Origin of the sequence: Chitinophaga sp. LS1, assembly GCF_034274695.1 — a bacterium.
Lineage (GTDB): Bacteria > Bacteroidota > Bacteroidia > Chitinophagales > Chitinophagaceae > Chitinophaga.
Genome location: NZ_CP128362.1, coordinates 5,848,052 through 5,873,440 on the forward strand (window position 1 = coordinate 5,848,052; position 25,389 = coordinate 5,873,440).

At 44.4% G+C, this 25,389-nt stretch carries 18 protein-coding genes and 1 riboswitch; of the genes, 5 read left to right on the forward strand and 13 right to left on the reverse strand.

Annotation, left to right across the window (positions count from 1 at the left end):
• Positions 1 to 8: 8 nt before the first annotated feature.
• Positions 9 to 1,367, reverse strand: coding sequence for a sigma-54-dependent transcriptional regulator (locus tag QQL36_RS24180; protein WP_083723031.1), 1,359 nt, complete (start codon positions 1,365 to 1,367; stop codon positions 9 to 11).
• Between the two features lie 598 nt (positions 1,368 to 1,965).
• On the opposite strand from QQL36_RS24180, the gene QQL36_RS24185 reads away from it, so the two are divergent.
• Positions 1,966 to 2,685 (forward strand): hypothetical protein, encoded by a 720-nt coding sequence (locus tag QQL36_RS24185; protein WP_321567060.1) that lies wholly within the window; start codon positions 1,966 to 1,968, stop codon positions 2,683 to 2,685.
• A gap of 279 nt (positions 2,686 to 2,964) precedes the next feature.
• Here QQL36_RS24185 and QQL36_RS24190 read toward each other — a convergent pair whose 3' ends face one another.
• From QQL36_RS24190 to QQL36_RS24200, 3 genes are all read right to left on the reverse strand, one after another.
• The gene (locus QQL36_RS24190; protein WP_321567061.1) at positions 2,965 to 4,137 is read right to left on the reverse strand and encodes a glycosyltransferase family 4 protein; all 1,173 of its coding nucleotides are present in this window, start codon (positions 4,135 to 4,137) and stop codon (positions 2,965 to 2,967) included.
• 96 nt (positions 4,138 to 4,233) lie between these two features.
• On the reverse strand, positions 4,234 to 4,719 hold the full coding sequence (locus tag QQL36_RS24195) for a response regulator (protein ID WP_083723034.1): 486 nt from the start codon (positions 4,717 to 4,719) through the stop codon (positions 4,234 to 4,236).
• Between the two features lie 195 nt (positions 4,720 to 4,914).
• Positions 4,915 to 6,147 (reverse strand): DEAD/DEAH box helicase, encoded by a 1,233-nt coding sequence (locus QQL36_RS24200; protein ID WP_083723035.1) that lies wholly within the window; start codon positions 6,145 to 6,147, stop codon positions 4,915 to 4,917.
• 149 nt (positions 6,148 to 6,296) lie between these two features.
• Between QQL36_RS24200 and QQL36_RS24205 the strand changes: the two genes are divergently transcribed.
• Positions 6,297 to 7,433: a mechanosensitive ion channel family protein gene (locus QQL36_RS24205; protein WP_083723036.1), complete on the forward strand. Its 1,137-nt coding sequence runs from the start codon at positions 6,297 to 6,299 to the stop codon at positions 7,431 to 7,433.
• 277 nt (positions 7,434 to 7,710) lie between these two features.
• On the opposite strand, the gene QQL36_RS24210 is transcribed toward QQL36_RS24205, so the two are convergent.
• The 3 genes from QQL36_RS24210 to QQL36_RS24220 are packed head-to-tail and all read right to left on the reverse strand — an operon-like array spanning position 7,711 to position 11,589.
• Entirely contained in the window at positions 7,711 to 8,166 is a 456-nt protein-coding gene (locus QQL36_RS24210) for a VOC family protein (RefSeq protein WP_321567062.1), read from the reverse strand.
• Positions 8,167 to 8,189: 23 nt separating this feature from the next.
• Positions 8,190 to 8,747, reverse strand: a complete 558-nt coding sequence (locus QQL36_RS24215; protein ID WP_321567063.1) for a T9SS type A sorting domain-containing protein — start codon at positions 8,745 to 8,747, stop codon at positions 8,190 to 8,192.
• 1 nt (position 8,748) lies between these two features.
• Positions 8,749 to 11,589, reverse strand: a complete 2,841-nt coding sequence (locus QQL36_RS24220) for an OmpA family protein (protein ID WP_321567064.1) — start codon at positions 11,587 to 11,589, stop codon at positions 8,749 to 8,751.
• Positions 11,590 to 11,959: 370 nt separating this feature from the next.
• Between QQL36_RS24220 and QQL36_RS24225 the strand changes: the two genes are divergently transcribed.
• Together QQL36_RS24225 and QQL36_RS24230 are read left to right on the forward strand one after the other, a co-directional pair.
• Complete coding sequence (locus QQL36_RS24225) at positions 11,960 to 14,245, forward strand: GH92 family glycosyl hydrolase (RefSeq protein WP_321567065.1); 2,286 nt, start codon at positions 11,960 to 11,962, stop codon at positions 14,243 to 14,245.
• A 321-nt stretch (positions 14,246 to 14,566) separates the two neighbouring features.
• Positions 14,567 to 15,736, forward strand: coding sequence for a FecR family protein (locus QQL36_RS24230; RefSeq protein WP_321567066.1), 1,170 nt, complete (start codon positions 14,567 to 14,569; stop codon positions 15,734 to 15,736).
• 39 nt (positions 15,737 to 15,775) lie between these two features.
• On the opposite strand, the gene QQL36_RS24235 is transcribed toward QQL36_RS24230, so the two are convergent.
• Entirely contained in the window at positions 15,776 to 16,441 is a 666-nt protein-coding gene (locus QQL36_RS24235; RefSeq protein WP_321567067.1) for a response regulator transcription factor, read from the reverse strand.
• Between the two features lie 1,408 nt (positions 16,442 to 17,849).
• Between QQL36_RS24235 and QQL36_RS24240 the strand changes: the two genes are divergently transcribed.
• Positions 17,850 to 18,617 carry an SGNH/GDSL hydrolase family protein gene (locus QQL36_RS24240; RefSeq protein WP_321567068.1) on the forward strand — a complete coding sequence of 256 codons (768 nt, stop codon included), beginning with the start codon at positions 17,850 to 17,852 and terminating at the stop codon, positions 18,615 to 18,617.
• A gap of 84 nt (positions 18,618 to 18,701) precedes the next feature.
• Here QQL36_RS24240 and QQL36_RS24245 read toward each other — a convergent pair whose 3' ends face one another.
• From QQL36_RS24245 to QQL36_RS24265, 5 genes are all read right to left on the reverse strand, one after another.
• On the reverse strand, positions 18,702 to 21,728 hold the full coding sequence (locus QQL36_RS24245) for an efflux RND transporter permease subunit (protein ID WP_321567069.1): 3,027 nt from the start codon (positions 21,726 to 21,728) through the stop codon (positions 18,702 to 18,704).
• Positions 21,729 to 21,753: 25 nt separating this feature from the next.
• Positions 21,754 to 22,950, reverse strand: a complete 1,197-nt coding sequence (locus QQL36_RS24250; RefSeq protein WP_321567070.1) for an efflux RND transporter periplasmic adaptor subunit — start codon at positions 22,948 to 22,950, stop codon at positions 21,754 to 21,756.
• Between the two features lie 22 nt (positions 22,951 to 22,972).
• Positions 22,973 to 24,334: a TolC family protein gene (locus QQL36_RS24255; protein WP_321567071.1), complete on the reverse strand. Its 1,362-nt coding sequence runs from the start codon at positions 24,332 to 24,334 to the stop codon at positions 22,973 to 22,975.
• Positions 24,335 to 24,436: 102 nt separating this feature from the next.
• Positions 24,437 to 25,045, reverse strand: coding sequence for a TetR/AcrR family transcriptional regulator (locus QQL36_RS24260; RefSeq protein ID WP_321567072.1), 609 nt, complete (start codon positions 25,043 to 25,045; stop codon positions 24,437 to 24,439).
• Positions 25,046 to 25,069: 24 nt separating this feature from the next.
• Complete coding sequence (locus QQL36_RS24265; protein WP_321567073.1) at positions 25,070 to 25,204, reverse strand: hypothetical protein; 135 nt, start codon at positions 25,202 to 25,204, stop codon at positions 25,070 to 25,072.
• A gap of 53 nt (positions 25,205 to 25,257) precedes the next feature.
• Positions 25,258 to 25,371, forward strand: a riboswitch (SAM riboswitch).
• Positions 25,372 to 25,389: the final 18 nt, after the last annotated feature.

A 25,389-nucleotide genomic window follows, 5' to 3' on the forward strand; every position in this document is an offset into this window, starting at 1 on the left:
TGTTAAACTCAGGCGCCTTCAATCTCGCCGGTCTGTAACATTTTGTAAATAGTAGATTTACCAATATCCAGTTTCTCTGCTACCAACAGTACATTATCGTTGTACCGTTTCAGATAGTTCCGGATAATCAGTCTGGTATACTCTCTGAGCGTTAATTCTGTATTCAGTACTGTATCCACATCATGGTTATTGCCGGAGAGGAAGGTAATGTCATCCGGCTCAATAATGTTGTTTTCAGACATTACGGCGGCGAGTTCTATCACTGATTTCAATTCACGGATATTACCAGGGTAATTGTAGGTGAGGAGTTTTTCCCGGGAAGCAGGGGAAACCTTGATTTCCGGAATTCTATTGTCCTTACAGTAATTAGAAAGGAAGAACTGTGTAAGCAGTAAAAGGTCGTCTTTTCTGTCCCTAAGGGGTGGAAGTGCGATGGGCAGACCTACGATACGATAGTAAAGGTCTTCCCTGAAGTTCCCTTTCTTTACTTCATCAGCCAGGTTCTTGTGGGTAGCCACGACGAGGCGGAAGTCCAGTTTGATTTTACTGTTGCCTCCCAGGCGGATCAGTTCTTTTTCCTGGAGTACTCTGAGGAGTTTACTTTGGATATTCAGGTCCATTTCCCCGATTTCGTCCAGGAATAGGGTACCGCCATTAGCTTCTTCAAAACGGCCGGTTTTACGGTTCTGTGCCCCTGTAAAAGCTCCTTTCTCGTAACCGAACAATTCACTTTCTACCAATTCCCTGGGAATAGCGGCCATGTTCACTGCTACATACGGTTGTCCGCTGCGGGCAGAATTGTAATGGACAGCTTTGGCGACCAGTTCTTTACCCGTACCGGTTTCGCCGGTGATGGATACGTTGATCATGGAGCCCGCGGCCTTATCGATCAGGCGGAATACAGCCTGTAGGGCAGGACTTTTTCCTACGATGGAGGTGGAGTAGTCGTACCGGGTTTTTAATTCCGCTTTTAACTGTGTGATCTCATTTTTTAAGGATTGATTTTCCCGAAGGCGGATGATGGCTTTCCAGAGTAACTGCTGGGTGTTTTCATCTTTGACGAGATAATCTTCGGCACCCATTTTCAGGAGGTCAACAGCCGTCGTGATCTTTTCCTGGGCGCTGATGATAATGACAGGAACGTTTGGTTGAGCCTGCTTTATCTTACGGTATAGCTCTTCACCGTTCATGTCGGGAAGGCCAAAGTCGATCGTGATCAGATCAGGTTTTCGGTGCAACTGAGCCAGGCATTCCTTACCTGAGCCGATTAGGGTTACTTCGTAATCGGGGTTTTGACTGAGGTAGTGTTGTAAAAGGTTACCATACCATTTGTCGTCTTCAACTATAAAAATCTTAAAATCGAGCATTCATGGAATTTTCCGTTAAATTAGGAAATTTTCCAATCATGATCGATTCAGTTAGGGATCAGAATAGTCATTTTTATTTTGATGGTATAAAAAAGACTATGCTGATATGGTATTGGTGGGATGAATTTGGCTATATATTTTTTGATTTTCTATAAAGTTCTTTAACTAGTTAGAATGTTTTCTAATTGGTTATAAAGTTCACTAATTGCTTAGAAAGTTCTTTAATCGCTTATAATGTTCTCTAATGTTGGTCTGAAATTGACCCATCCGTGGCCCCACTCCGTCGTACATAATCTAGGTCACGTGGGGCCTGGATGAATCGGTTATGAAAAAAGCACGATAATTAGTTTGTTGTCTTAGGTTCTTTAATTTCTTTTATTATCCTTGAAACTCCTTGAATTCATTCAATCCCTTCAATGCCTTGAATCTTTAATCCAATCCCTTTGATCCTTTTTAATTTTTAAATTCGTCTATATTTTTTTGAATTTCTTTTGAATCATGCCCTGGCCCCTTTTCTTGTTCCTCCTTCCTTCATTTGCACAGGGGCCGGGATGACGCACTCTCACATAAGTTCACTAGTTTCTATAAGCTTCTAAAAATGACAAGCTCGTTTGTTAGCATAGGTTATGATCCTCCACACTTGTTCGATCTGCACGCTTCATTGTTCACTGATTCAAATGCACTGGCATTATCTCTTTCACGTTCCATCTTCACCCACAAACTCTCTTCACCTTCCTCCATCTCTGTCAATCCATCCTCTCCCACAAACTCTCTTCACTTTCCTACATCTCTTTCACGTTCCATCCTCACTCCACAACCCCTTTTCACTTTCCTCCATCTCTTTCACGTTCCATCCTCTCCCACAAACTCTCTTCACTTTCCTCCATCTCTTTCACGTTCCATCCTCACTCCACAAACTCTCTTCACTTTCCTCCATCTCTTTCACGTTCCATCCTCACTCCACAACCCTTCTTCACCTTCCTCCATCTCTGTCACGTTCCATCCTCACTCCACAACCCCTTTTCACTTTCTTCCATCTCTCTCCATCCATCCTCACCCACAACCCCTTTTCACTTTCTTCCATCTCTCTCCATCCATCCTCACTCCACAACCCCTTTTCACTTTCCTCCATCTCTGTCACGTTCCATCCTCACTCCACAACCCCTTTTCACTTTCCTCCATCTCTCTCCATCCATCCTCACTCCACAAACCCTCTTCACTTTTCCTCCATCTCTCTCCATCCATCCTCACTCCACAAACCCTCTTCACCTCCATTCCTTCTCAACCCTCCCTCACTGCCATTCCACTCCCTCATTAAGCAAAAACTCAAAAATTACCCTCTAAATCCTTTGTTCTCTGTTCCACTAAAAAATTATAAAAAACCAAAGTAAATCTCTTTCAATCCCAACTTCCATCTCCTGGCCCCATCCTATAATCATCCGTCTTTTTCTATACCACCAGGGCCGGGATGTGAAGTTCCACATACTCAAACAAAATATCTTTAGTGTAATCCAGTATCCGTGGGCCCCGTTTCCTTTCCAGGTCCCCCTCAAACTTCACCCAGGGCCCCGGTACTGATACACGCAACAAAAACTCTTTAATTCAACGCGGTGTTAAGGTATTCCTGCAAAGCCGCAGGATAAAGCAGTACCTCAGCTACCTCTTGTTTCTTTGTGGGTGTATAGCAGGTCCCTTCCATAAATACATCCTCTAGCTGCTGCTTGAAGTGTGTAGGCTTGAACTGGCTAGCCACCAGCTGCGCCGCACAACTCATATCTGCGTATAACGGTTTATTATGCAATAGCTGTTCAACATGCTTGCGTACCTGCTCTACATAATGTCCGCTGATGCGGTAACCATTCCAACCATGCGCTACCAGTTCGTTCGCACCACCTGCCAGCGGTACAATCACCGGACGGCCATAACTCATTGCCTGCAGAATACTGATATCAAATGTCTCCTGGTAATGTCCCGCATGAGACAGGTTCAGTACTACAGCCGCACGTTGATAGAATGGGTGCATATCCAGCTGTGTATCGTAGATCATGATATTGTTCGGTACGGTCATACCTTTAAAATGATCTGCAATTTCTTTATATGTTGCTTTGATAACCAGTTCAAACCTTGTTTTCGGCATGGCCTTAGCCAGTTCTATCAGTTCTTGCACACCGCTCTCTTCTTCCAGTTTAGCCACCATCAGGATGGTCTTGCGGGCACCATGATTTGCATGTAATACCGCTTCCTGTACAAATGAACTGGGCAGACAGCTGTGAATTACTCTCTTTTCTGCTTTCCTGAACTCAAATTGTGACTGTACAAACCGGCAAGCATATACGATCTGGTGTGCGAGTAACTGTGCACTTTTCAGCATCGGTTTCCTGAATGCTACAGGCTGTATCGCCGTTTCGTGAATGTGATAGGTGATTTGCGCTCCCTTCAGCCTGCTGGCCCAAGCCGCCCCAAAAGGTTGTAAAGTATTAATGTATACCTTATCGCCTTTTTTACTTAACCAAAGTACCTTGAAAAAAATACTCATCTGCGCCAGCAGGAAGCTGAAGAATAAACGCGTTTTGTTCCCCCGTTCTATATAATTTATGTAGTGATACTGTATGTGCGATAAATCGGTCAGGTATCCTGGTGTATGCGTGTTGCCGTTCGTAATTAAATGGATGTCCATGCCCTTCTCCGCTAAGGTTTCCAGCGATTCACGGAAGATCAATGTGTTTCCACTCCTGTCGTTTGATAAATGAACTGCTATTATCTTTTTCATGGGTTGCATAATTTAAAAATGCGTTTTAACAGGTATAGGGATAAAAGGACTAAGGTGTAAGCAATCGTAGGTTAGGTAGTTAAATAAAACATTGTTTTAATGTCTTAACATATCGTGCAGAAAGCTTACAATCATTAGTGTGGCGACGATCAGGCTAAAGAAAAAGAAGAAGCGGTTATTGCGTTTTTTCTTCTTCAGGTAGTCCTGTACAACGAACAGCTTGCTGAGTGTTGATGTGATATGCTCCAGCACGTTGTCATCCTTTATAATGTAGTCAAATGCACCGTTCTTGAGTGAGGCAGTCGCAATGTCTGTCTGCTGTCTTGCACTGGCAAAAATGACAAAGATGTTTGTGTTAAAGCGTTTGATCTCTTTCAGTACATCCAGACCAGTCATATCGCCCAGGTCATGATCCAGTATTACGATATCCGGCTCATCCGTCAGCTGTTCCAGGAAGTCTTTGCCTGAAAGGAAGCAGGAGATATTATTGTAGCCCTGAGCTCTCAGGTGTTTATCGTAAGTAGCCAGATAAAATGGATCATCATCTACGACGTATATTTTGCTGTCTGTTTTTGTTGCCATTTCGTTGTCGTTTGATATAGTAGAAACCAATTAGAGGCCAGAAATATTTGACGTGCCAAATCAGCCACCACGGCGGGTTTTGAAATTGGCATGGGCTATAAATGGTCTCTTTTCTAGAAGATTTTCCAAAAAATGGAAAAAAAGAAGGCCCTGGTCGTATGACCAGGGCCTTCTAATATATTTTAAGCCGAATGCTTATTTCTTATTACTATAATTACTCTTATTATTCCTGAATTTATACCCGCCAGGCCGCTTCTTTCCTCCACTACCTGGTTTGGCGGTATATTCCGGCACGGGGCCTAATTCCTCGGGCACCGGGGTTTTCGTCACCGATTTTCCCAATACTTCTTCAATTCGTGCAAACTTCCGCTGCTCCTTTTCACTCACGATTGTATAAGCCGTGCCCTCTGTGGCAGCTCTGGCCGTACGTCCAATCCTATGGATATAATCCTCCGCATCATTGGGCACATCATAATTTATCACAAGATTGATATCCTCAATATCAATCCCTCTGCTCAATATATCTGTCGCTACAAGGATTTTCAGTTTCTTACTCTTAAAATCCATTAGCACCTGCTCTCTCTGATCCTGCTCGAGGTCAGAATGTATCTGTTCCACTGTAAATTTTGCCTTCTGCAACTCATTAGTGAGTTGCTTCACATTCTGCTTGCGGGAACAGAAGATAATTATATTATCAAATTCCTTCGCCTTCAGCAAAGCCTTTATCAAAGCGGGTTTTTGTTCATCATATACCACAAAAGCCTCCTGTACGATCTTCTCCGGTGGCTTGGAAATCGCAATATTGATCTCCTCCGGCTGATGCAGGATCTTCATTGCCAGTTTCCGGATCTTTTCCGGCATGGTCGCAGAAAATAGCAGGTTTTGTCTCACCTTTGGCAGGAAGGACGTGATTTTAATGATATCATCATTAAAACCCATATCCAGCATACGGTCGGCTTCGTCTAATACCAGGTATTTCACCGCGTCCAGTTTCACATACCCCATGTTCAGGTGCGCGATCATACGCCCAGGCGTACAGATCACCATATCCACCCCAGAGGTCAATGCTTTCTTTTCGGCAGAGAACAAGGCGCCATTACTACCTCCATATACAGCAATGGAGCTGATATTGGTAAAATAAGACATCCCTTCCAGCGTCTGTGCAATCTGCACCGCCAGTTCACGTGTAGGAACAATGATCAGGGAATTGATCTTATGGTTATCGTGATGCTCGGTAAGGAGCCGGTGAATAATGGGAAGCAGGAAAGCGGCAGTTTTACCCGTGCCTGTTTGTGCACAGGCCAGAATATCCTTACCAGCAATAATGGGGGGGATAACTTTTTCCTGTACAGGCGTTGCTGTGGTATAACCCATTGCGTCAATCCCGTCTAGTACCCTGTCATCCAGGTCAAATTCATCAAAATACAAAGCGTGTACTGTTTAAAATCATTAAATATTAACTAAAGATAACAAAAAACGGCCACCTTAGGTGCGATACAAATAATAACCTCCAAATACTGCCCATCCCGGTATGTTCTTTGCGGGAAATTAGGCTTTTCATTACAAAATACGTGACCATGCTTGAAGATTTACAGAAGAACCTAAACATGCCGCCATTTTTATGGAATATTTTGCTAGGGGCCTCGGCACTTATTACTGGATTGATAATCAAATACTTAATAGCATTTATTCTACGTCTTACTACGAAGAATAATACCAGTTATTCCCTGATCAGATCCATATTGAAGCACCTGGGCCTGGCTGTCAATTATCTACTTCCATTATTGGTTTTCAATATAGTGCTTCCATTCATGGAACTTTCCCGGAAGCCTATGAATATTCTCTCTAAAACCGCTGAAATTGGCCTTATCCTATCCTTTGGCTTTGCCCTCGCAGGCCTTGTTAAGGTCTTTGAAGACTATATGTACCACTCCTACGACCTGAGCAAGGAAGATAACCTCAGGGAACGTAAATTGAGGACCCAGTTACAGTTCGTGCGTAAGTTCGCTGTCAGCACAATACTGGTTCTCACTCTCTGCGCCGTTCTACTCAGTTTTGATAGTCTCCGCAAGATCGGTGCCGGCTTACTGACCGGTGTGGGTGTCAGTGGTATTATTATCGGTTTTGCCGCTCAGCGGTCACTGTCCAATTTTCTCGCCGGTATGCAGATCGCCTTTACCCAACCTATCCGTATAGACGATGTGCTCGTCGTAGAAGGTGAATGGGGCAGGGTAGAAGAGATCACCCTTACCTATGTGGTACTCGGTATCTGGGATCAGCGTAAATTAATCCTGCCTATCAATTATTTTATTGAAAAGCCGTTTCAGAACTGGACCCGTACCGGCTCTGCTATTTTGGGTACAGCGTTTTTATACCTGGATCATACTGCGCCTTTCGACGCCATGCGCGAGGAATTGGATCGCATACTCAAAACCCATCCGCTGTGGGATAGAAGAGTGAAAGCTGTACAGGTGACTGATATTAGAGAACGTGTGGTGGAGGTCCGCTTCCTGGTGAGTGCTAACAGTTCAGGGAAGGCTTTTGATCTCCGTTGTGATGTCAGGGAAAAGATGCTGGTTTTTTTAAGGGACAATCATCCTTATTGTTTGCCTAAGACACGTGCAGTGCTGGAAGAAAGCGCAAATAAAACCAATGATCCTAACCAGGCAAATGGTGCTGGCATCAATCCATTCAACCTGCCTTCACAGGCTTAAACTATACCTGTCATGGGGCATCAATCCATCCGATTCATGCCTCATGCTAAATCTCCATCCAACTAAATCCATCAGATGTTCATGCCTCATTGCTGAATCTCCATCTCACATCCAACTAAATCCATCAGAAGCCTCATGCCTCATTGCCGAATCTCCATCTCCATCCAACTAAATCCATCAGATGTTCATGCCTCATTGCTGAATCTCCATCTCACATCCAACTAAATCCATCAGAAGCCTCATGCCTCATTTTCAATCTCCATCTCACATCCATCCCTCAATACTTATCATCATTCACCTCAATCCAATTCCCCTCCGGATCTTTAAAATAAACCTGCTGCACCCCATCCACTCTCTTATTCGCCACATCCTTCACCCCCTGCCAACTCTCAAATGGCACCTTATTCGCATGTAGTCTATCAATAAACGCTGCCATAGAAGGCACACTAAAACAGAGATGCCCATTCTTATCATGCGTCGTCACAGCTGCCGCCCCCCTGATCAGGTGCATCTGACTATGCTCGCCAATCCTAAACCAGGAATGTTTACCATCATGAAAGGGTTCTGGAATCGTATCTATCTGGAGTACATCCCTATAGAATGCAGTGGTTTTTTCAAGATCGTATACATATACGGCAATATGGTTCAGTATCGGGCTTTTTCGTTGGGCAATGGCTTGTATATGGGTCATCATAACAATTGCCAGCAGGCAGAGTGGAATTATCTTTTTCATACCTTTAAGATAAGGCATATTCCCTATATTCTCACCCGTACAAATTTTCGGCTGGCTTTAATACCAGTATTCATAAACAGCGTGATCACATATACGCCTGGATTGTATTTATCTACGTCAAACTGGTATTGAAATATAGTTTCACCCTTTTTAACCTCCTGCGAATCCGTAAACATCAGCTGCCCCGACATGTTCACAATCCTGATATCGATCTTGGTGATCCTTGAACTGTCGCTACCATCAGTCATCACATACTTCACCGTCGCTGTACTGGCATATGCGGGATTGGGGTATACAATCATATCATCTTTCTTATAAGCGATAGTATCCCCCAAAGGCTGCTCAAAGCCAAACCAAAGGGCATAGTTCAGACTACTATCTGCAAATATGATGGGTTCACCAATATTATAGGCGATATAAAACATACCCTGAACCAGAAGGTATGATCCGGCAGTACCGATGGTATACTGCTTGGCTGTGTACCTTTCTGAAGTATCAGTCTGCCCATACGACAAGCCTGCAACCAGCATCATGGCGGCAACCAGCAGTCCTGTAAATATGGTTTTTCTCAGATTTATCATTTTAAGGTCTTTCTGAATAAATTGCGATCTCTACGCGTCGGTTCTTTTCTTTGGCAACCTGGGTATTTTGTGTGCTAAGGGGTTTAGTTTGTCCGTAACCGATAGTCGTGATATGATCTGCACTCACTCCTTTTGAGGTCAGGTAGGTCTTTACCGCTTCGCTTCTTTTTTCTGAAAGGGTTTGATTAAATGCCGGGGTACCTTCATTATCTGTATGGCCGCTCAATGTTACGTACCATTCAGGATGAGTTTTCAGCAGGGTGGCCAGGTTGTCCATTGATGACAATGAACGTTTAGCAATATCTGCTTTCGCACTCGCAAATTGGAGGTTAGAAAATGCTTTATTTACGATAAGTTCTTCTTCTGTTTTTAATGCCGCTTTTTTAGCTTCACCTGCTGTAGAATCAATCACTGGTCTCACTTCTTCTGTAGACAGCATCGGACCCGGGCCTACTGCAAAACGCTGATCTGAGTAGTTCAGTGTAGCGCCTGTCGCAACCACTTCATCTGCTCTGCTGGCTACAATCTGCCAGGTGAACGCCACATTTGATTTCCCGTTTTGTAATTCTTTTACATCAAAGCCATTAGGTGTTTTATTGGTTACAAACACACCGTTACAATCACCTTCCAGCTGGATAAATACTTTTAGCGGATGTTTCTCATCTACACGAATATGTTGCGTAAGCAGTTTGTCAAGATCAATATGCGCTTTACCATCTTTCAGTTCACCAGCACCATAGTCCTGGAACAGAATTTCCGGTGCTTCTGTACAATACAGTAACCGTGGCGTACCAGCTTCGTCCTTGATAATGGTAGATTTACTACCTGTAGTAGCATACCCTACAAATGTGCCGGCAGTGGCCTGACCGGCTAAATAAATATTCCCGATCACTGTACTACCATAGCGGCTTTCGAAATACCCGCCCCAGCGACCGGCATCACCACCGGAATTGGTAGAACTCTTTCCATAACCACTCACACCAATATAACCCACCCCAGATACTCCTGTACCACCTGAAGCTGGCGCAACGACTGACATATTGTTACCTCCACCAGCTACACCCACACCTGCAGTAGTATTAGAAATACCACCAATACCTACCACACCGTAGTTAATACCGTTACCCAATACACCTGCACCAGATGTAGGACCCTGTAATAATGAAGTATTCGTATAATCAATGTTGTTACCTATCCCCAGCAAACCTATCCCCGTGGTACTCTGTGCCCAACCAATCATACCTGCACCATACGCTCCGCTGGATGTATATATAAAGGGAGATCGCGTGGAACCAAAGATCCCATACCCCCCTGTACTGGAATAGTTTTCACCTTTTATGGGCAAGGAACCCTTACTGTTTGACCAGCCATATACACCGGCACCTGCAGAGGAGACCCCCTGTATACCATAACCATTACTATAGTTACGGCCATAGATCGCAGCAGTACTGTTAGAGTTATAACCATTGATCGCGTGTTCTGTACTAGCTTCGCTTGAATTCAATGCCAATGGCGCACCACCCCCAAATACCGTGAATACAGCCTGCCCCTGGGAAGAAGCTGTATCCGCACTACCATTCACAAACACCCTGGAAGTATTGGTGAAGTGTATTCTTTCCTGTTGCGTACCATTACCATTTGTTTTGATGGCAAAAGCCGCTGTATCAAGTGTACCTATAAAATCAGTGTTCGAATTCGTACCCGTATTACCTGTCGTGAGCCAAACCTTTTTAGTCGCTTTCAAGGTATCAGTGCTGGCAGTTGTGGCGAGACCTAACTGGCCAGTCGTTTCATAATCCAGCGTTTTCATCGTCCAGCCTGTACCACCTTCTGCCAGTACCTGCCAGGCCGTGCCATCATAGATATAAGAAGTACGATCAGTCGTATTATAATAAGCCTGGTTCAGAGTAGGAGAGGTGGGTGCGGTGGCAAAAGAACCCAGCCATGAAATACCTATCCCTTGCACACCATCTTCGGTGAGCACCTGCCAGGTTGTACCATCGTAGATGTATGATTTTCTATCTGTAGAGTTATAATAAGCCTGGTTGAGCGAAGCGGTCGTCGGGGTATCAGTCAGGGTACCGAGCCAAACGAGCGTTGTACCATCCACTCCATCCTGTGCCATAATCTGCCACGCAGTGCCATCATAGATGTAAGACTTTTTGAGGGTCATATCGTAGTAGGCCTGGTTGGAAACAGGACCAGTAGGTTCGGTGGTGAAAGCGCCCAGCCAGGTCACAGAAGTACCATCCTGGGTCATAATCTGCCATATACCGGTACTATCGTAGATATAAGATTTCTTGTCAACACTGTTATAATAAGCGTCGCCGGTAACAGCGGTCAGCGGTGCTGTGGTCAGTGTACCTTTCCAGCTGATGCCAGTACCAGTACCTGTTCCGCCGGAACTGGATCCACCGTTGGCCGCATACAATGCATAGGGTACGGCAAACATCTGTACTGGGCTACCAATCGCTTCATAATTACCGGATGAGGTCATATCTGCATAAGCCTGCAGCCAAACATAACCACTGCTCCATGGAATGGCACTCCATGATCCGGTGATCACGGTCCCTTTACCAATTACAGTAGAAATAATACCCTGTTGGGAACTTACTAATGAAGTTACTTCTTCATATACAGGGGCACTATTATATTCAGCAGAAAAAGAGAACTTGACCATCACCGTCAGGTTCGCTGCTACGCCCTGGGTACTGGTCTTTCTCAAAACTGCCTGATAGTTCATACCTTGTAAACCGGTAATGCCTGTATTGGTAGTTTGAGCACTTACACTGCTTACACACACTAGAAAAGGAAGAAGTAAAATGAGTAAAATTGCTTTCATCTCATAGGATATTTGGCCTGCGCTATAAATATAAATAATATCAAGTTAAAAGATATTATTATATAATAACTTAAATATAGTAAAGATAGTGCTAATATTTTAGAATTTCCGGAGAAAGTGTCTTTTTTGCATGCTTTTGCCATCAGAATATGCAAAAATGGCCGAATTCAGGGACCGTATTGTTTGATGGTCAAGGATTAGAGCTAAATATTAAATTATCGGAATAGTAAGTAGCACTAACAGAAACGCTGAATATCAAATGTTTCCTGCATTTCATTGTAACATATTAACCCTGACTAATGTCATTTTCACCGGGCTTTACTTTTTGCAGCCAGCACCGTATATTGGGTGTTCTAAAGGATTTCAAGATATGAAATTGGGACTCATGCATTACCCAATGCTGGCAGCGGCGTTGCTCGCTTCCGGCATTCAATTAAACGGTCAATCAAAAAAGACAGTTGTTACAGGCACCAAGGTTTACAAACCAGTAGATTATGTAGATCCTTACATCGGATCGGGCGGCCACGGCCACGTATTTGTAGGCGCCAACGTACCTTTTGGTGCGGTTCAGGTAGGGCCTACCAATATCACAAAAGGTTGGGATTGGTGCTCTGGTTATCATTACTCTGACAGTGTCATGATCGGTTTTTCGCAGACACACCTGAGTGGTACCGGTATCGGTGACCTGGGCGACGTACTCATAATGCCCTATACCGGCAAGGTACGTACGAACCGTGGTACACAGGATAATCCCACCAGCGGTTATGGCTCGCACTACTCCCACGCACACGAAACGGCAAAACCTGGTTATTATGCCGTAACGCTGGAAGATTACAAAATTAAGGTGGAACTCACCGCCTCTGAAAGAGTAGGCTTTCATAAGTATACTTTCCCTCAGAACGAAGAAGGTCACATTATTGTAGACCTGAAAGAAGGGATCGGTTGGGATGGTCCCGTAGAAACTTACATCACCAAAAAGGATGAATACACCCTCGAAGGCTATCGATATTCTAAAGGATGGGCGGTAGACCAACGCCTGTGGTTCGCGATCAAAAGTAATGTGCCAATGAAGGACTTTACTGTGTATAATGCCGATGTGCTGAAAACAGGCACTGCTGCCAGCGCCAAAGAGGTGAAAGGTGTGATCTCCTTTCAAAAAGCGCCCGCCACTGTGCTGCTGAAGGTGGGTATTTCTCCTGTAAGCAGTGACAATGCCTTAAAGAATATCAATACTGAAATTCCGGGATGGGATTTTGCAGCCGTGACAAAGGCAGCAAATGAAAAATGGAATAAGGAGTTGTCAAAAGTAAGTCTGACTACCAGGAATGATTCTGCAAAGACGATTTTCTATACTTCCTTATATCATACCATGATCGCACCGTCATTGTTCAATGACAATAATGGTGCATACCGTGGTACTGATAAGCACGAGTATGCGAACCCGGGTTTCAACAACTACACCGTATTTTCTCTCTGGGATATTTACCGTTCAGACATGCCGATGTATACGCTGTTGCAACCTGATCGTGTAAGCGGGTTTGTAAATTCTATGCTGGCTATTTACAAACAACAGGGCAAACTGCCTATCTGGCCACTGATGGGCAATGAAACGGATTGTATGGTAGGATACCATGCAGTGCCTTTTATTGCAGATGCATACCTGAAAGGGTATACCGGTTTTGATCCAAACGAAGCTTTTGAAGCCATGAAGACTTCTGCCACCAGAGATGATTATGGCATGAAGGATATCAAAGCGAAAGGCTATATCTCTTCCGAACATGAAAAGGAGTCCGTGTCCAAAGCGATGGAATACGCGATCGACGACTGGTGTATAGCTGCCATGGCAAAGAAACTGGGTCGTACCGAAGACTTTGAATATTTCTCTAAACGGGCAACTTATTATAAGAACTACTTTGATCCTTCCATACGTTTTGTGCGTCCAAGAATGGATGATGGTAGCTGGAAAACGCCTTTTGATCCTTTCAATTCTATCCATGAATTTGGGGATTTTACAGAGGGCAATGCCTGGCAATATACCTGGCTGGTACCACAGGATCCGGAAGGCCTGATTGCCCTGCTGGGTGGCGATGAGCCGTTCACCAAGAAACTGGATAGCCTGTTTACCGCTTCCGGTGATATGGGTGACAAGGCAAGTAGTGATATTTCTGGTCTGATCGGGATGTATGCACATGGAAATGAACCAAGTCATCACGTCACTTACCTGTACAATTATGCCGGTTACCAGTGGAAGACGGCGGAGAAGGTAAGACAGGTGGTCAATGAATTCTATACCACTACGCCCGAAGGACTGGCAGGTAACGAGGATTGTGGTGCCATGTCTTCCTGGTATGTAATGTCTTCATTAGGTTTCTACCCTGTAAACCCTGCAAAAGGGATTTATGTACTGGGTAGCCCGCTGTTTGATAAAGCAGTGCTGAAATTAGCCGGTGGAAAGACCTTTACTGTGGAGACTGTGAACAATAGCGGGACGAATATCTATATCCAGAGTGCTACCCTGAATGGTAAGCCGTATAAGAATAGTTATATCCGTCATGCGGATATGGTGAAAGGAGGGGTGTTGAAAATCAAAATGGGCCCTCAGCCCAACTATGATTTTGGGAAGGCACCAGAAAATCGCCCGGATTCTAAATTCTGATTTTTTTATAACTGAGAAAAAGCCGCTTTTGTCCGAAGGGACAAAAGCGGCTTTTTTGATTTCCAGGCCTGCCGGAGGCAAAAAAAACACACCCCGCATTCAAATCCTGACCGCAGGTCATGAAATTGATAAAATACTACTCATTTTTGTGAAAATAATATAGAGTGTAAAATAATAAGCGTAAGAAAAACAACTTGTTATCTCAAATCATTAACTGGTAATTAACTTAATTATCAAACAGATGGTCCTAACTTCGATGCAATAGATTGCAAGAGAAATTCACGTGCAGAAGCCACCGTCTTATTTAACAAGGAATTATTTATGATGATCGAGAACCACGAGCACATTTACCAGCTCCTGTTGGAAAAACGAAACGGTACAATCAGCGAAGCAGACGATGCCTGGGTCGCAGGTCTTATCGACAACCACGAAGAGATCGCCCTAATGTGGCGTGCCCTGAAACAAAGCTACATCACTCCCGGCGAAGAAGCCCTCTGGCATCAGATCGATGAAAATGCTGCCTGGAACAATGTTAAAAGTCAGCTCACTGTACCCGGCCGAAAGGTTCACATGAACCGTACGCTCCTGATGGCAGCTGCCATCACGGTCCTCGTAGCCCTTGCCATCAGTGCCGTCTGGCGTTCCGGTATCTGGCAAAAAGATACCCCTCTGCCCATCGCTGCCGCCACCCATCCGGTAGGCACCGTTCCCGGTTTGCAATTACAACTGGCCAACGGTAGCACCGTAGCGTTGCCATACAACCAGGCCCGTCAGCAAATTACTGCCGGTGACGTACAGCTGAGTGCCGGCGCCAAACAACTACAATATGCAGCTAATGGAAAAATGGGAGAAGGGTTCAATACACTGACCGTTCCCCCAAAAATGGATTATAAACTCGCCCTCTCAGACGGTACGGAAGTATGGCTGAATGCCACCTCCAAACTTCGCTTCCCCTTCGCTTTCAACGGCGATAAAAGGGAAGTATACCTGGAAGGCGAGGGCTACTTCAATGTAGCAAAGAAAGATGGACAGCCTTTTATCGTACACACTGCCCACACAGATATTACCGTACTCGGTACCACCTTCAATGTGAATGCATACAACAAAGACGTGACCACTACCTCCCTGGTAACAGGTAAGGTGCTGACTAAATCCGGCAACGAGGAAGTAACCCTGAAACCCGGCCAGCAGGTAGCATACAATACCAGTAACAAATACAGCGTGGACAACTTTGACGCTGAAGAAGTACTGGCATGGATGCGTGGTCTCTATGTCTTCCACAACACCTCTTTGGAACACATCGCTACTGTAATAGAGCGGTGGTATGGCGTAAAAGTAGTGTTCGACGACCCTTCCCTCGCTGGCAAGAAATTTACCGGTGGACTGGAAAAACTTCAGACCCTTGATTACTTCCTCGAAACACTACAGATCATTGGAGATGTAGATCACTACTACGACAAAGACGTATTGCACCTGAAATTGAAGAAATAATTGTTATTCAGAAAGCTATAGATTTTGATAAAATAATAGCTAACCTAATATCCGGTATTGCTGCTGCAAATTCCGGATGGCGTACTTGATCAGGGAATTATGCCCTGTCAGGTTTAGCTTTTTTGAAATGTTGTGCCTGTGGTTCTCAACAGTCTTGATACTAATGTTGAGAGCCTGTGCAATTTCTTTAGTGCTCAATCCTTCCGCAATCATCTGCATGATGCGTAGTTCTGTTTTACTCAGTTTGCTGTGTATCTCCGGGGCAACTACAGGCATAGACACAATGGTGGTATGCTTTTTCTCCCGATGTTGCAGGTTGAAAACCGTAAACCTTGTGATCCTCGATTTAATACTCATGAGCAGTTCTTTGCTCTTAAAAGGCTTGGTCAGAAAATCATCTGCACCGAGATTCATTCCCATCCGCATATCTTCCTTACTTTCTTTGCCACTGATCAGTATAATGGGTAAATGCTGCAGTGTGGGGTCGTTTCGCAATTCCATAAGGAAGTGGTAACCACTGCCACCTCTCAGTTTTACGCCACATAAAATGAGGTCCGGTTTAAACTGACGGCTCATGTACATCCCTTCTTCGGGGGTTGTACTGGTGATCAGATCGTAGTTGTGTAGGGCTAGTAGCTGCTGGATTTTCCGGATTAAAGCAGTGTCTTCCTCCAAGAGTAAAATTTTATAGATTGGTGCTGTCATTCAATTTAATTTGAGCTGGTTTATACGTTCTCGTTAGGCCTGTTTTCGCTGCATAGGGGCCTTTTTTAGTTCGCTGGTTCTCATCAAGAACGCATATCTCCTGCTGACGTGGTTTAATAGGACTGATAAATGCCACTGTTAGATTGAATAAATTTTCCCACTCTGATTGGTGAAAGCGATGGATAATGGTTGGTTCCTTTCTCCAAAGTTGCAGGTAATGTGCTAATGACCATACTCATTTTTTTTTAGTCTAATAATAATGTCTTTTTCCTAGTGGGGTTTTTCAAGAAGATAGGTATGGATTCCAACTGCTGACCTGCACGTAAATATGCGTCAAATAACCGCCCCTTTTGCCTTTTCAGCTGTGGTCGATACTTAAAATAAGTGTTAGTACCTAGAAATATGTGTATACTTACTCATTTTATAAAAAAGCATGCCAATAAATGTAGTTTTGACGACAACAATTTTACATCTTTACAGTAATAAATGCATAAAGCATTTAAAACTAGATATATTCAGTGTAAAAATTAACATCAATAAGGTATAAAATTTATGTCTTATTTCATTGATTTAATTTTTTGGAACGATATACAAGTGAAACAGGAAGAGTATAGCTCAAAATTGATAGAGAGCCATATCCATAATAAAGCCAGACTCTCGCTAAGCCTTGGTATGCGTATTGGGTACCAGGGCAACTGCGATAGATTTGGGACCCCAAGGCTACAAGCTGTGTATCCCTCTATACCAGGCTCTGCATAGGAACTGTGTAACCCCACGGTAAATATATAGAACAGCGCCAGGTACCTTATTAATACACAGGTTTTCATAGGATAGATAACTAAATTGCCGCCTATTCCTGGGCGGCATTTCATTTTTACGTCAGTCACGATCGCTACTTTCTTCTGCTAACTATCAATTTTCAGGCAGTCAATACCGCTATTTCCTTCTACCGACAGTACATTTTCCGTCATTCAATACCGCTATTTTCTTCTGTTGACTGTACATTTCCCGTCAGTCACGATCGCTATTTCCTTCTACCGACAGTACATTTTCCGTCATTCAATACCGCTATTTTCTTCTGTTGACTGTACATTTCCCGTCCGCCACGATCACTATTTCCTTCTACCGACAGTACATTTTCCGTCATTCAATACCGCTATTTTCTTCTGTTGACTGTACATTTCCCGTCAGCCACGATCACTATTCCCTTCTGCCATCCATCCATTTTCCATCATTTACCCATCCCTATTACCTCCTCCTTGCCCCCCGCGACCCTACTTTCATTCCCACTCCGATGCTACCATTCCCAACACCCGTTTCCTTTTAATTAAATAATTCCTTAGATTTATTCTTCAGGTCTTCGGGCCCTTCTAACTACTATGTATATACTATTAACTTAAATAATTCCATGGAACAATCCACTACTCAATCAGCCCGGAGGAAATTTCTCCGTAACTTATCACTTGGCACCCTGGCTGCGGCGGCCCTTCCTGACATCTCATTTGCCAACCCCATTAGTGAAAAAGCTAAAAAGATAACCCTGAAAAAGGATGCTGTGATCCTGTTCCAGGGCGATTCTATTACCGATGCCGGCCGTAAAAGAGATCATGATGAAGCAAACAATGGCGGTGCCCTGGGCACCGGGTATGCATTTCTCGCAGCGGCAGCTTTGTTAAAACAATTCCCTGACCGGAACCTGAAGATCTATAACAGAGGCATCAGCGGGAATAAAGTATACCAGCTGGCAGAACGCTGGGACGCAGATTGCCTGAACCTGCAACCAGATGTACTCAGTATTTTGATTGGGGTAAATGACTATTGGCATACGCTGACTAATAATTATACCGGTACCGTTAAAACCTATCAGGATGACCTGACTGCTTTGCTGGATCGTACGAAGCAGAAATTACCAAATGTACAGTTGATTATCGGAGAGCCGTTTGCTGTCAATCATGTGAAAGCTGTAGATGACAAATGGTTTCCGGCATTTAATGACTATCGTACAGCTGCAAAAGAAATAGCAGGTAAATACAATGCCATTTTCATTCCTTACCAGGATATCTTTGATAAGGCACAAAAGTCTGCACCAGGTAGTTACTGGACGGGGGATGGGGTACATCCCAGCCTGGCAGGTGCAGAGCTGATGGCGAGTAGCTGGTTGGATACTGTAAAATAATAATGCAAAAAGAAACGCTTCTGCCCAAGGTAGAAGCGTTTCTTTTTTAGTACCCTGACCTGCGGCCGGCAGAAATACAATGGTTTAATACATCAATTTATACACCACCGGCGTCACTATCCTCGACAACAACGTTGAACTAATCAACCCGCCAATCAACACAATCGCCAGCGGCGCTATCAACGGATTCGTACTGATCGCGATCGGTATCAATCCACCAATCGCCGTCAATGATGTCAATACAATCGGCAGGAACCTGATCTCACCCGCCTCACGGATCGCTGCGTCCAATGATTTACCCTGCTCTCTCAACTGGTTCGTAAAATCTACCAGCAGTATCGTATTCTTCACCTCAATCCCTGCCAGCGCAATCATACCGATGATCGCCACAAAAGACAGTGAATTGCCCGTCATCCATAAAGCTACTGCCGCACCTACAACCCCCAATGGGATGACTGACAATACCACAAACGTGCTCTTGAATGTCCTGAACTCCAATATCAACACCGCTATAAACATAAACACCGTCAGGATAATAATATTGGTAAAATCCCCAAATGAATCCTTCCTTGATTCAATCTCACCACCCATCTCATATGAATACCCCTTCGGCAAGGGCATCGCATCCATCTTCGCTATCACATCATTCAGCACCTTGTCCACCAGTACTCCTTTATCTACAAAAGCCGTCACAGATACTACTCTTCTCTTCTCCTGATGACTGATACTGATCGGAGAGTTCTCCATTTTCAAATCCGCCACCTGGCCCAAAGGAATCGCCTTTCCATCATTGTTATTTACATACAGACTGTTGAACACATCCATCGTTGGTCTGCCTTCCTTATTCCTCGTCAGCAAAATGTCGTAGTCATTATCATTATTATCTGCATAGTGCCCCAGGTTCAAACCTGCCACTGCCAGTCTCACCGTACGATCTATATTCAGACTTGGAATACCCAGCTGCTGCGCCTTCTCTTTATTGATTACTACCCGGATATCACTCTTCAGCAACTTCACAGGATTGTCTACATAAATAGTACCCGGTGTTTTCCGCAACATTTCTTCTGCCCGACCCGCTAAGGTTCTCAGTGAATCCAGGTTATCGCCGAACAACCGGATCTCTACCGGTGCCGGTAAAGCAGGTCCCTGCTCAAAGTTTTTCACTTCTACCTTCGCACCCGGATAAGGTGTCCACAGCTGACGTAGTTTATCAATAATTACCAGTTTCTTTTCAGGAGAGGTCTCGGGTTTCAACTGTACAAAGATCTGTGCATAGTCACTTCTTTCATGCTCCTGTATAATATTATAATACACCCTTGGATTACCCCTGCCTATATTTGTAGAAAAGTATTGTATATCCTTTTCAGTCTTTAACACTTTCTCCACTTCCAGCGCAATCTGCTGTGTATAGGGCAGGTTGGACTGTGCCGGGGTGGTTATATTAATGAGAAACTGTGGCTTCTCTGAAGCGGGGAATAACCCAAATCCTATTATTTTGAACAGGTAAATAGAACCGCCAAAAATGATCACTGTCGCTACGATAGTTAAAACAGGACGCCTCAGCGCACCATCCAGCAATTTACTGTAACTGCCATGGATCAGGCGTTTCAACCCACGCATAAAGATATTACCATCCGGATGACCACTATGCGTTTTCAACAATTTGCTGCTCAGGAAAGGAATAATCGTCAATGATACGAGCATGGAAGCCAGTACACTAAAGATCACCGCCAGCGGTAAACCCCTGATAAAATCACCGGAACCTTCCGGCATAAATACCAGTGGCATAAAGGCAATGATCAACGCTGCCGTACACCCAATTACTGCCAGTCCAATCTGTTTGGTCGCTTTCAGTGTGGCCTCCATTCTGTTATGCCCTTCCAGCATCCATCGCTCTATATTTTCAACGACCACAATACTATCATCCACCAGTAAACCCAACGCTACCACCAAACCAACAATACTCAGCTGGTTCAGGTTATAGCCAAATACATTCAGCAATACGATCCCAATAGACAAAGACAGCGGAATAGAGATCATCACAATCAGCGCCGGTCTGAAACCCAGTGGCAGCAAGGTCACCGCCACCAGCAGGATTGCAATAATAAAGTCTTCGCCCAACCCACTCAATCGCCTGTTTACATTTTCTGCCTGATCAAAATTTTCTACCAGGTCAATATTGGCAGGCAATGTTTTCTTAAACTGCTCAATCACCGGACCATACACCTGTTTGGTCTTACTGATATTCTCACCTTCCTTTTGCGCGGCCACCAGGAATATACACCGGTGTGCATTCAGGCGCGTAGCATAAGTTTCATCATTAAATCCATAGTATATATTCGCAATATCCCGCAGAAAAATATTCTTATTACTATTTACATTGATCACAGTATTCCTGATCTCATCCAGTGATTTATAGCTACCACTACTCTTGATATTGTAAGTACGATTTCCCGCATCAATGCTACCACCGGGGATGTTGGCCATTTCTCCCTGCAAACTACTGATCACGCTGTTCACAGAAATTCCCATCTGTGCAATCTTCTCCATCTGCAATTCAATCCGCACCTGTCTGTCAGGTACACCATGAATTTCTACATTCTTCAGCTCCTTCAGTCTTTCCAGTTCATCCTGCAATTTCTCAGCATAGTATTGCAGTTTGTCCATGGGCGCATTTTCAGACACAAGACCCAGTTGCAGGATATTTACATCACTTGGCTGGAACCGCATCACGTCAATGCGTATATTTTCTGGTAGTTCTCCACGCTTGCCATTTACTACACGCAGCACTTCCTGGTACTTTTCATTCACATCGCTGCTGTATTTATATTCTACCCTGATCACGGCCAAACCATCGCCAATAGAGGTACGTAACCTTTTTACATTCTCCTGTGCATAGAGTTCTTTTTCCAGTGGATCGACCACGAGGTCTTCCATATCTTTCGGACTGGTACCGGGATACACGACTACCACAGAGTAAGTAGGCGCATGCATTTCCGGGTCTTCGGAACGTGGCATATTAAAGATCGTCGTGATGCCCAGTGTGATAATCATGATAAAGATGACCAGGGTAAACTGGTAATTCTTTACCGCATATGTTGAAATTTTCATGTGCTGATAGTTGAAACGGTTAAACTTATTTTACACTGATCGGGCTGCCATCAGTGAGATAAGCACTGCCGGAAATAATGAGTGCACCTGCCTGTTCCAGTCCTTTGCTAATGATCACCTGGTCTTTTTCCATACCACTGATAGTCACGGTGATTTTCTTTGCAGTTTTGTTATCGTTGGTGATGAATACATAACCAGTACTGCCATCGCCTTCCATCAGGGCATCGTAAGGAATGGACCATGGACCATTGTTCGCTGCTGTTGCGCCAACACCAGCAGACCTGCCAGCTTCAGATCTACCAACACCTACAGACTTTCCGGTTTCAGATCCACCAACACCCACAGACCTGCCAGCTTCTGATCCACCCTCACCAGCATTCGCCTGATTTTTCGTTTTCCCACCTCCCGGCTGAATCGTCGCCTTGCCAAACATGCCATAGGCAATAGCTGCAGGTTTTACACCATTCAATCGAATATCTGCTTTGAATGTACCACTGGTCTGATTCAGACCTTCTGTTTTACGTACTACAGTACCTTCAAAAGTCTTTCCTGCTACCGATTCAATTTCAATCATCGCTTTGTCCTGTGCCTGGATCGCCGCCCATTGTTTATTGCTCAGGTCTACGCGCAGCAGCCAGTTGCCGGAAGCTGCACCATTAGTTTCGAAGATGGGGGTACCGGCTTGCACCAGTTGACCTTCGTTAGCGAGTTTGCGCAATACATATCCGTTAGAGGTGGCACGGATCTGTGAATGACTACGATTGAACTCAGCCGATTTGAATTGTTCCCCTGCAATGCTCATCGCTGTTTTTGCATTCTGCAATTGTTCCAGCGTGGCTACGCTATCCTGGTATAAGTGTAGTACGCGGTTGTAGTCACGCTGTGCTTTTTCAAAGCCCAGTTGAGCCTGTGTAACCTGCGCATTGATCTCAGTAGGATTGAGCGTGGCCAGTACCTGGCCGGTTTTGATAGCATCACCTTCTTTCACAGCGAGGCTTTGAATGATACCACCGGTTTTAAAAGAAAGCATAGTTTCATCGTCAGTAGTAAATTGTCCGGATACGGCTATGGTAGCGGCACCTGTGCGTTGACCATTCAGTGGCAACAGTTTTACCGGAATGACTTCAGTGGTGTTTTTGTTTTCAGCAGCTTTGTTATCTCCACAGGAAACAACGAAGACAGCGAGAAAAGGCAGTAGTAAGATGGCGTGAATAGTTTTCATATATCGACGTTTAATATTGTTATTATAACTGGTAAGCGGCGGCCTGCAATTCAATGTCGGCCATAGAAGTTTGTACACCTGCAAAAGCAACAGCTACCTGCAGGCGTGCGTTGGTTAATTGGTTTTGTGCATCCAGCAGTTCCAGGTAAAGGAGCTGACCGGCTTTATATACTTTGAATTGATCGCGGTAATATTTTTCAGAAAGTGCGAGTTGGGTTTGAGCATTCTGATAATTAGCAACAGCCGTATGGTAGTTGTTGTACGCCGTGGTGAGTGCGAGTTGCAGCGAACTGTAAATTTCGTTGTAAGTAGCATCGACCGTTTTTATTTCCATGGCAGCCTGTTGTGCTTTGTGCTTTTGCTGACCAGAGGTGAAGAGGTCCCACTGCAGGTGTACGCCCCAGAGGTAATAGCGGGTTTTATTGTCTACACTCCAGTTGAAGCCCTGTGAACCAAGATCCAGGAAGGTGCTGAGTTTCGGAACGAGGTAGGAGTTGTATTGTTTGTATTGCAGACCTGCGATCTTTTTTTGCTGTTCCAGCTGTTGTAGTTCTTCTCTGTTTGTAATCGTGCCGGTATCGGCTACAGGCAGGAGGGAAGCAGAAACAAAAGTAGTGGTGTCCAGAAAAATAGTATCGTTCAGTGGTTTGTTGAGTAGGAAATTGAAATATGCTTTTGATAAGGTGCGTTGGTTTTCAGCGCTGGTGATATTGGTGATAATCTTTTGTTGTTCTGCCTGAGAGCGGGTCAGGGCAGTGGTATTAGTCACCCCGTTAGCAATAAAACTTTTATTGACCCTGATATTTTCATCTACGAGCAACATGGCGGCGTTGTAGATTTCAACAGCGCGGCAGCTTTGGTAGTACTGGTAGTAGGCGGTTTTGAGATCCTTCACCAGTTTACGCTTATACACGTTCACAGATGCCTGTTGCAGGGAAATGCTTTCGTTGCGGATTTTGTTGGCATACCAGATCTCAGTGTTGATGAGCGGGAGGGTGGTGTGCAGTTTGACGTCGTAGAAATTATCAGGGTTGAGGAGCACGGATTGATTTTTCAGCTGGGGAAACTGGTTGCTGCCCGTGAGCTGATTGAGACTCGAGTACACATTGTTCAGCAAATCCCCGAGTGGAAGGTCGATGGTACGGCCACCGGCAGCACGGGTATAATCACCTTCCAGGCTCACGCTGGGGTAAAAGAGTGATTTGGCTTCCTGCAGGGCATACAGCGATTTGTCCAGCTGGAAATTGCGCTGCTGGAGGCCCTGGTTGTGGGTAAAGGCTTCCCGGATGTAGTGTTCAAGCAGCGTATCCTGGGCAGAAAGGCGGAAAGATGCGCCCAGAATAGTTATTATGAACAAAAGTCTTTTTTTAATGTGTGTTGACATAATGAACACTGTTTAGTAAAGTGGTATAAAAAAAGACACGTTAAGTGTCAATGAAAAGAAGGATTGTTTGTCTGTGTCAACCTGATGGTTCTCACAGACAATTTATTTCTGAATAATTTGCATAAACTCTTGTAGTGCAGACTGGACAAGAGCTGCCTGCTCTCCTTCATTCAACCTGGTCACTTTCATTCTGTCACGGATAGAGAGGGCGATAATGCCATGTCCTAAACCCCAAATGATCATTCCTGCCTTTACAGGATCAGAGAAACGGAGGTAGTCTTTTGCAGCACTTACTGTATCCAGCAGGAACCTAAAGGAGCCGTTACAATTTTCCCAGAAGTCATCTTCCTGCACCGCTTTCATAGGAGAGCGGAGGATGAACATGAGGTCGTAGAGGTCCGGGTTGGCAATCCCGTATTCGATATATGCTTTCAGCAATTCACGCAGTCGCTGCATTGGATCGGCAGAGACAGCATGCACCCGGAAGTATTCATGCATCTGATCAAACGCTTCGCGCTGGATCTCGTAAAACAATTCGTCTTTATCCTTGTAGTACAGGTAGATGGTAGCAGGAGAATACTCAATCTTTTCTGCAATGTTGCGGATAGAGGTTTTCTCATATCCATCTTTTACAAACATCTCCATGGCAGCGACAATGATTCGCTTCCGCATCTCCTGTTTTTCTCTTTCTTTCCGATCAGAAATCCCCATAATGATTTACTTTACGATGCAAACTTACTGAACAGTGTTTAGTAAACCAAATAAAAATTGATACCGGGCATTATTTTCATTTTCTTTTGCCGTCTGTAGGGCCTCTTCGTCCCAAAAAACTTCTTTGACCAAAGGCATATGAAGATTTTTTTGCTGCATATTCTTGGAAATTTGGAATTTCCCGCTTTATATTTGCATCAGTTCTTTAAGATATCTTATCAAGAAAGGCAGAGGGAAATGGCCCTGCGAAGCCTTAGCAACCATCCTGTTCCACCAAACAGGAAAGGTGCTACATCCATCCCGGATCAAACCGGGAAAGATAAGTCAGTAGATTTGATCGATAT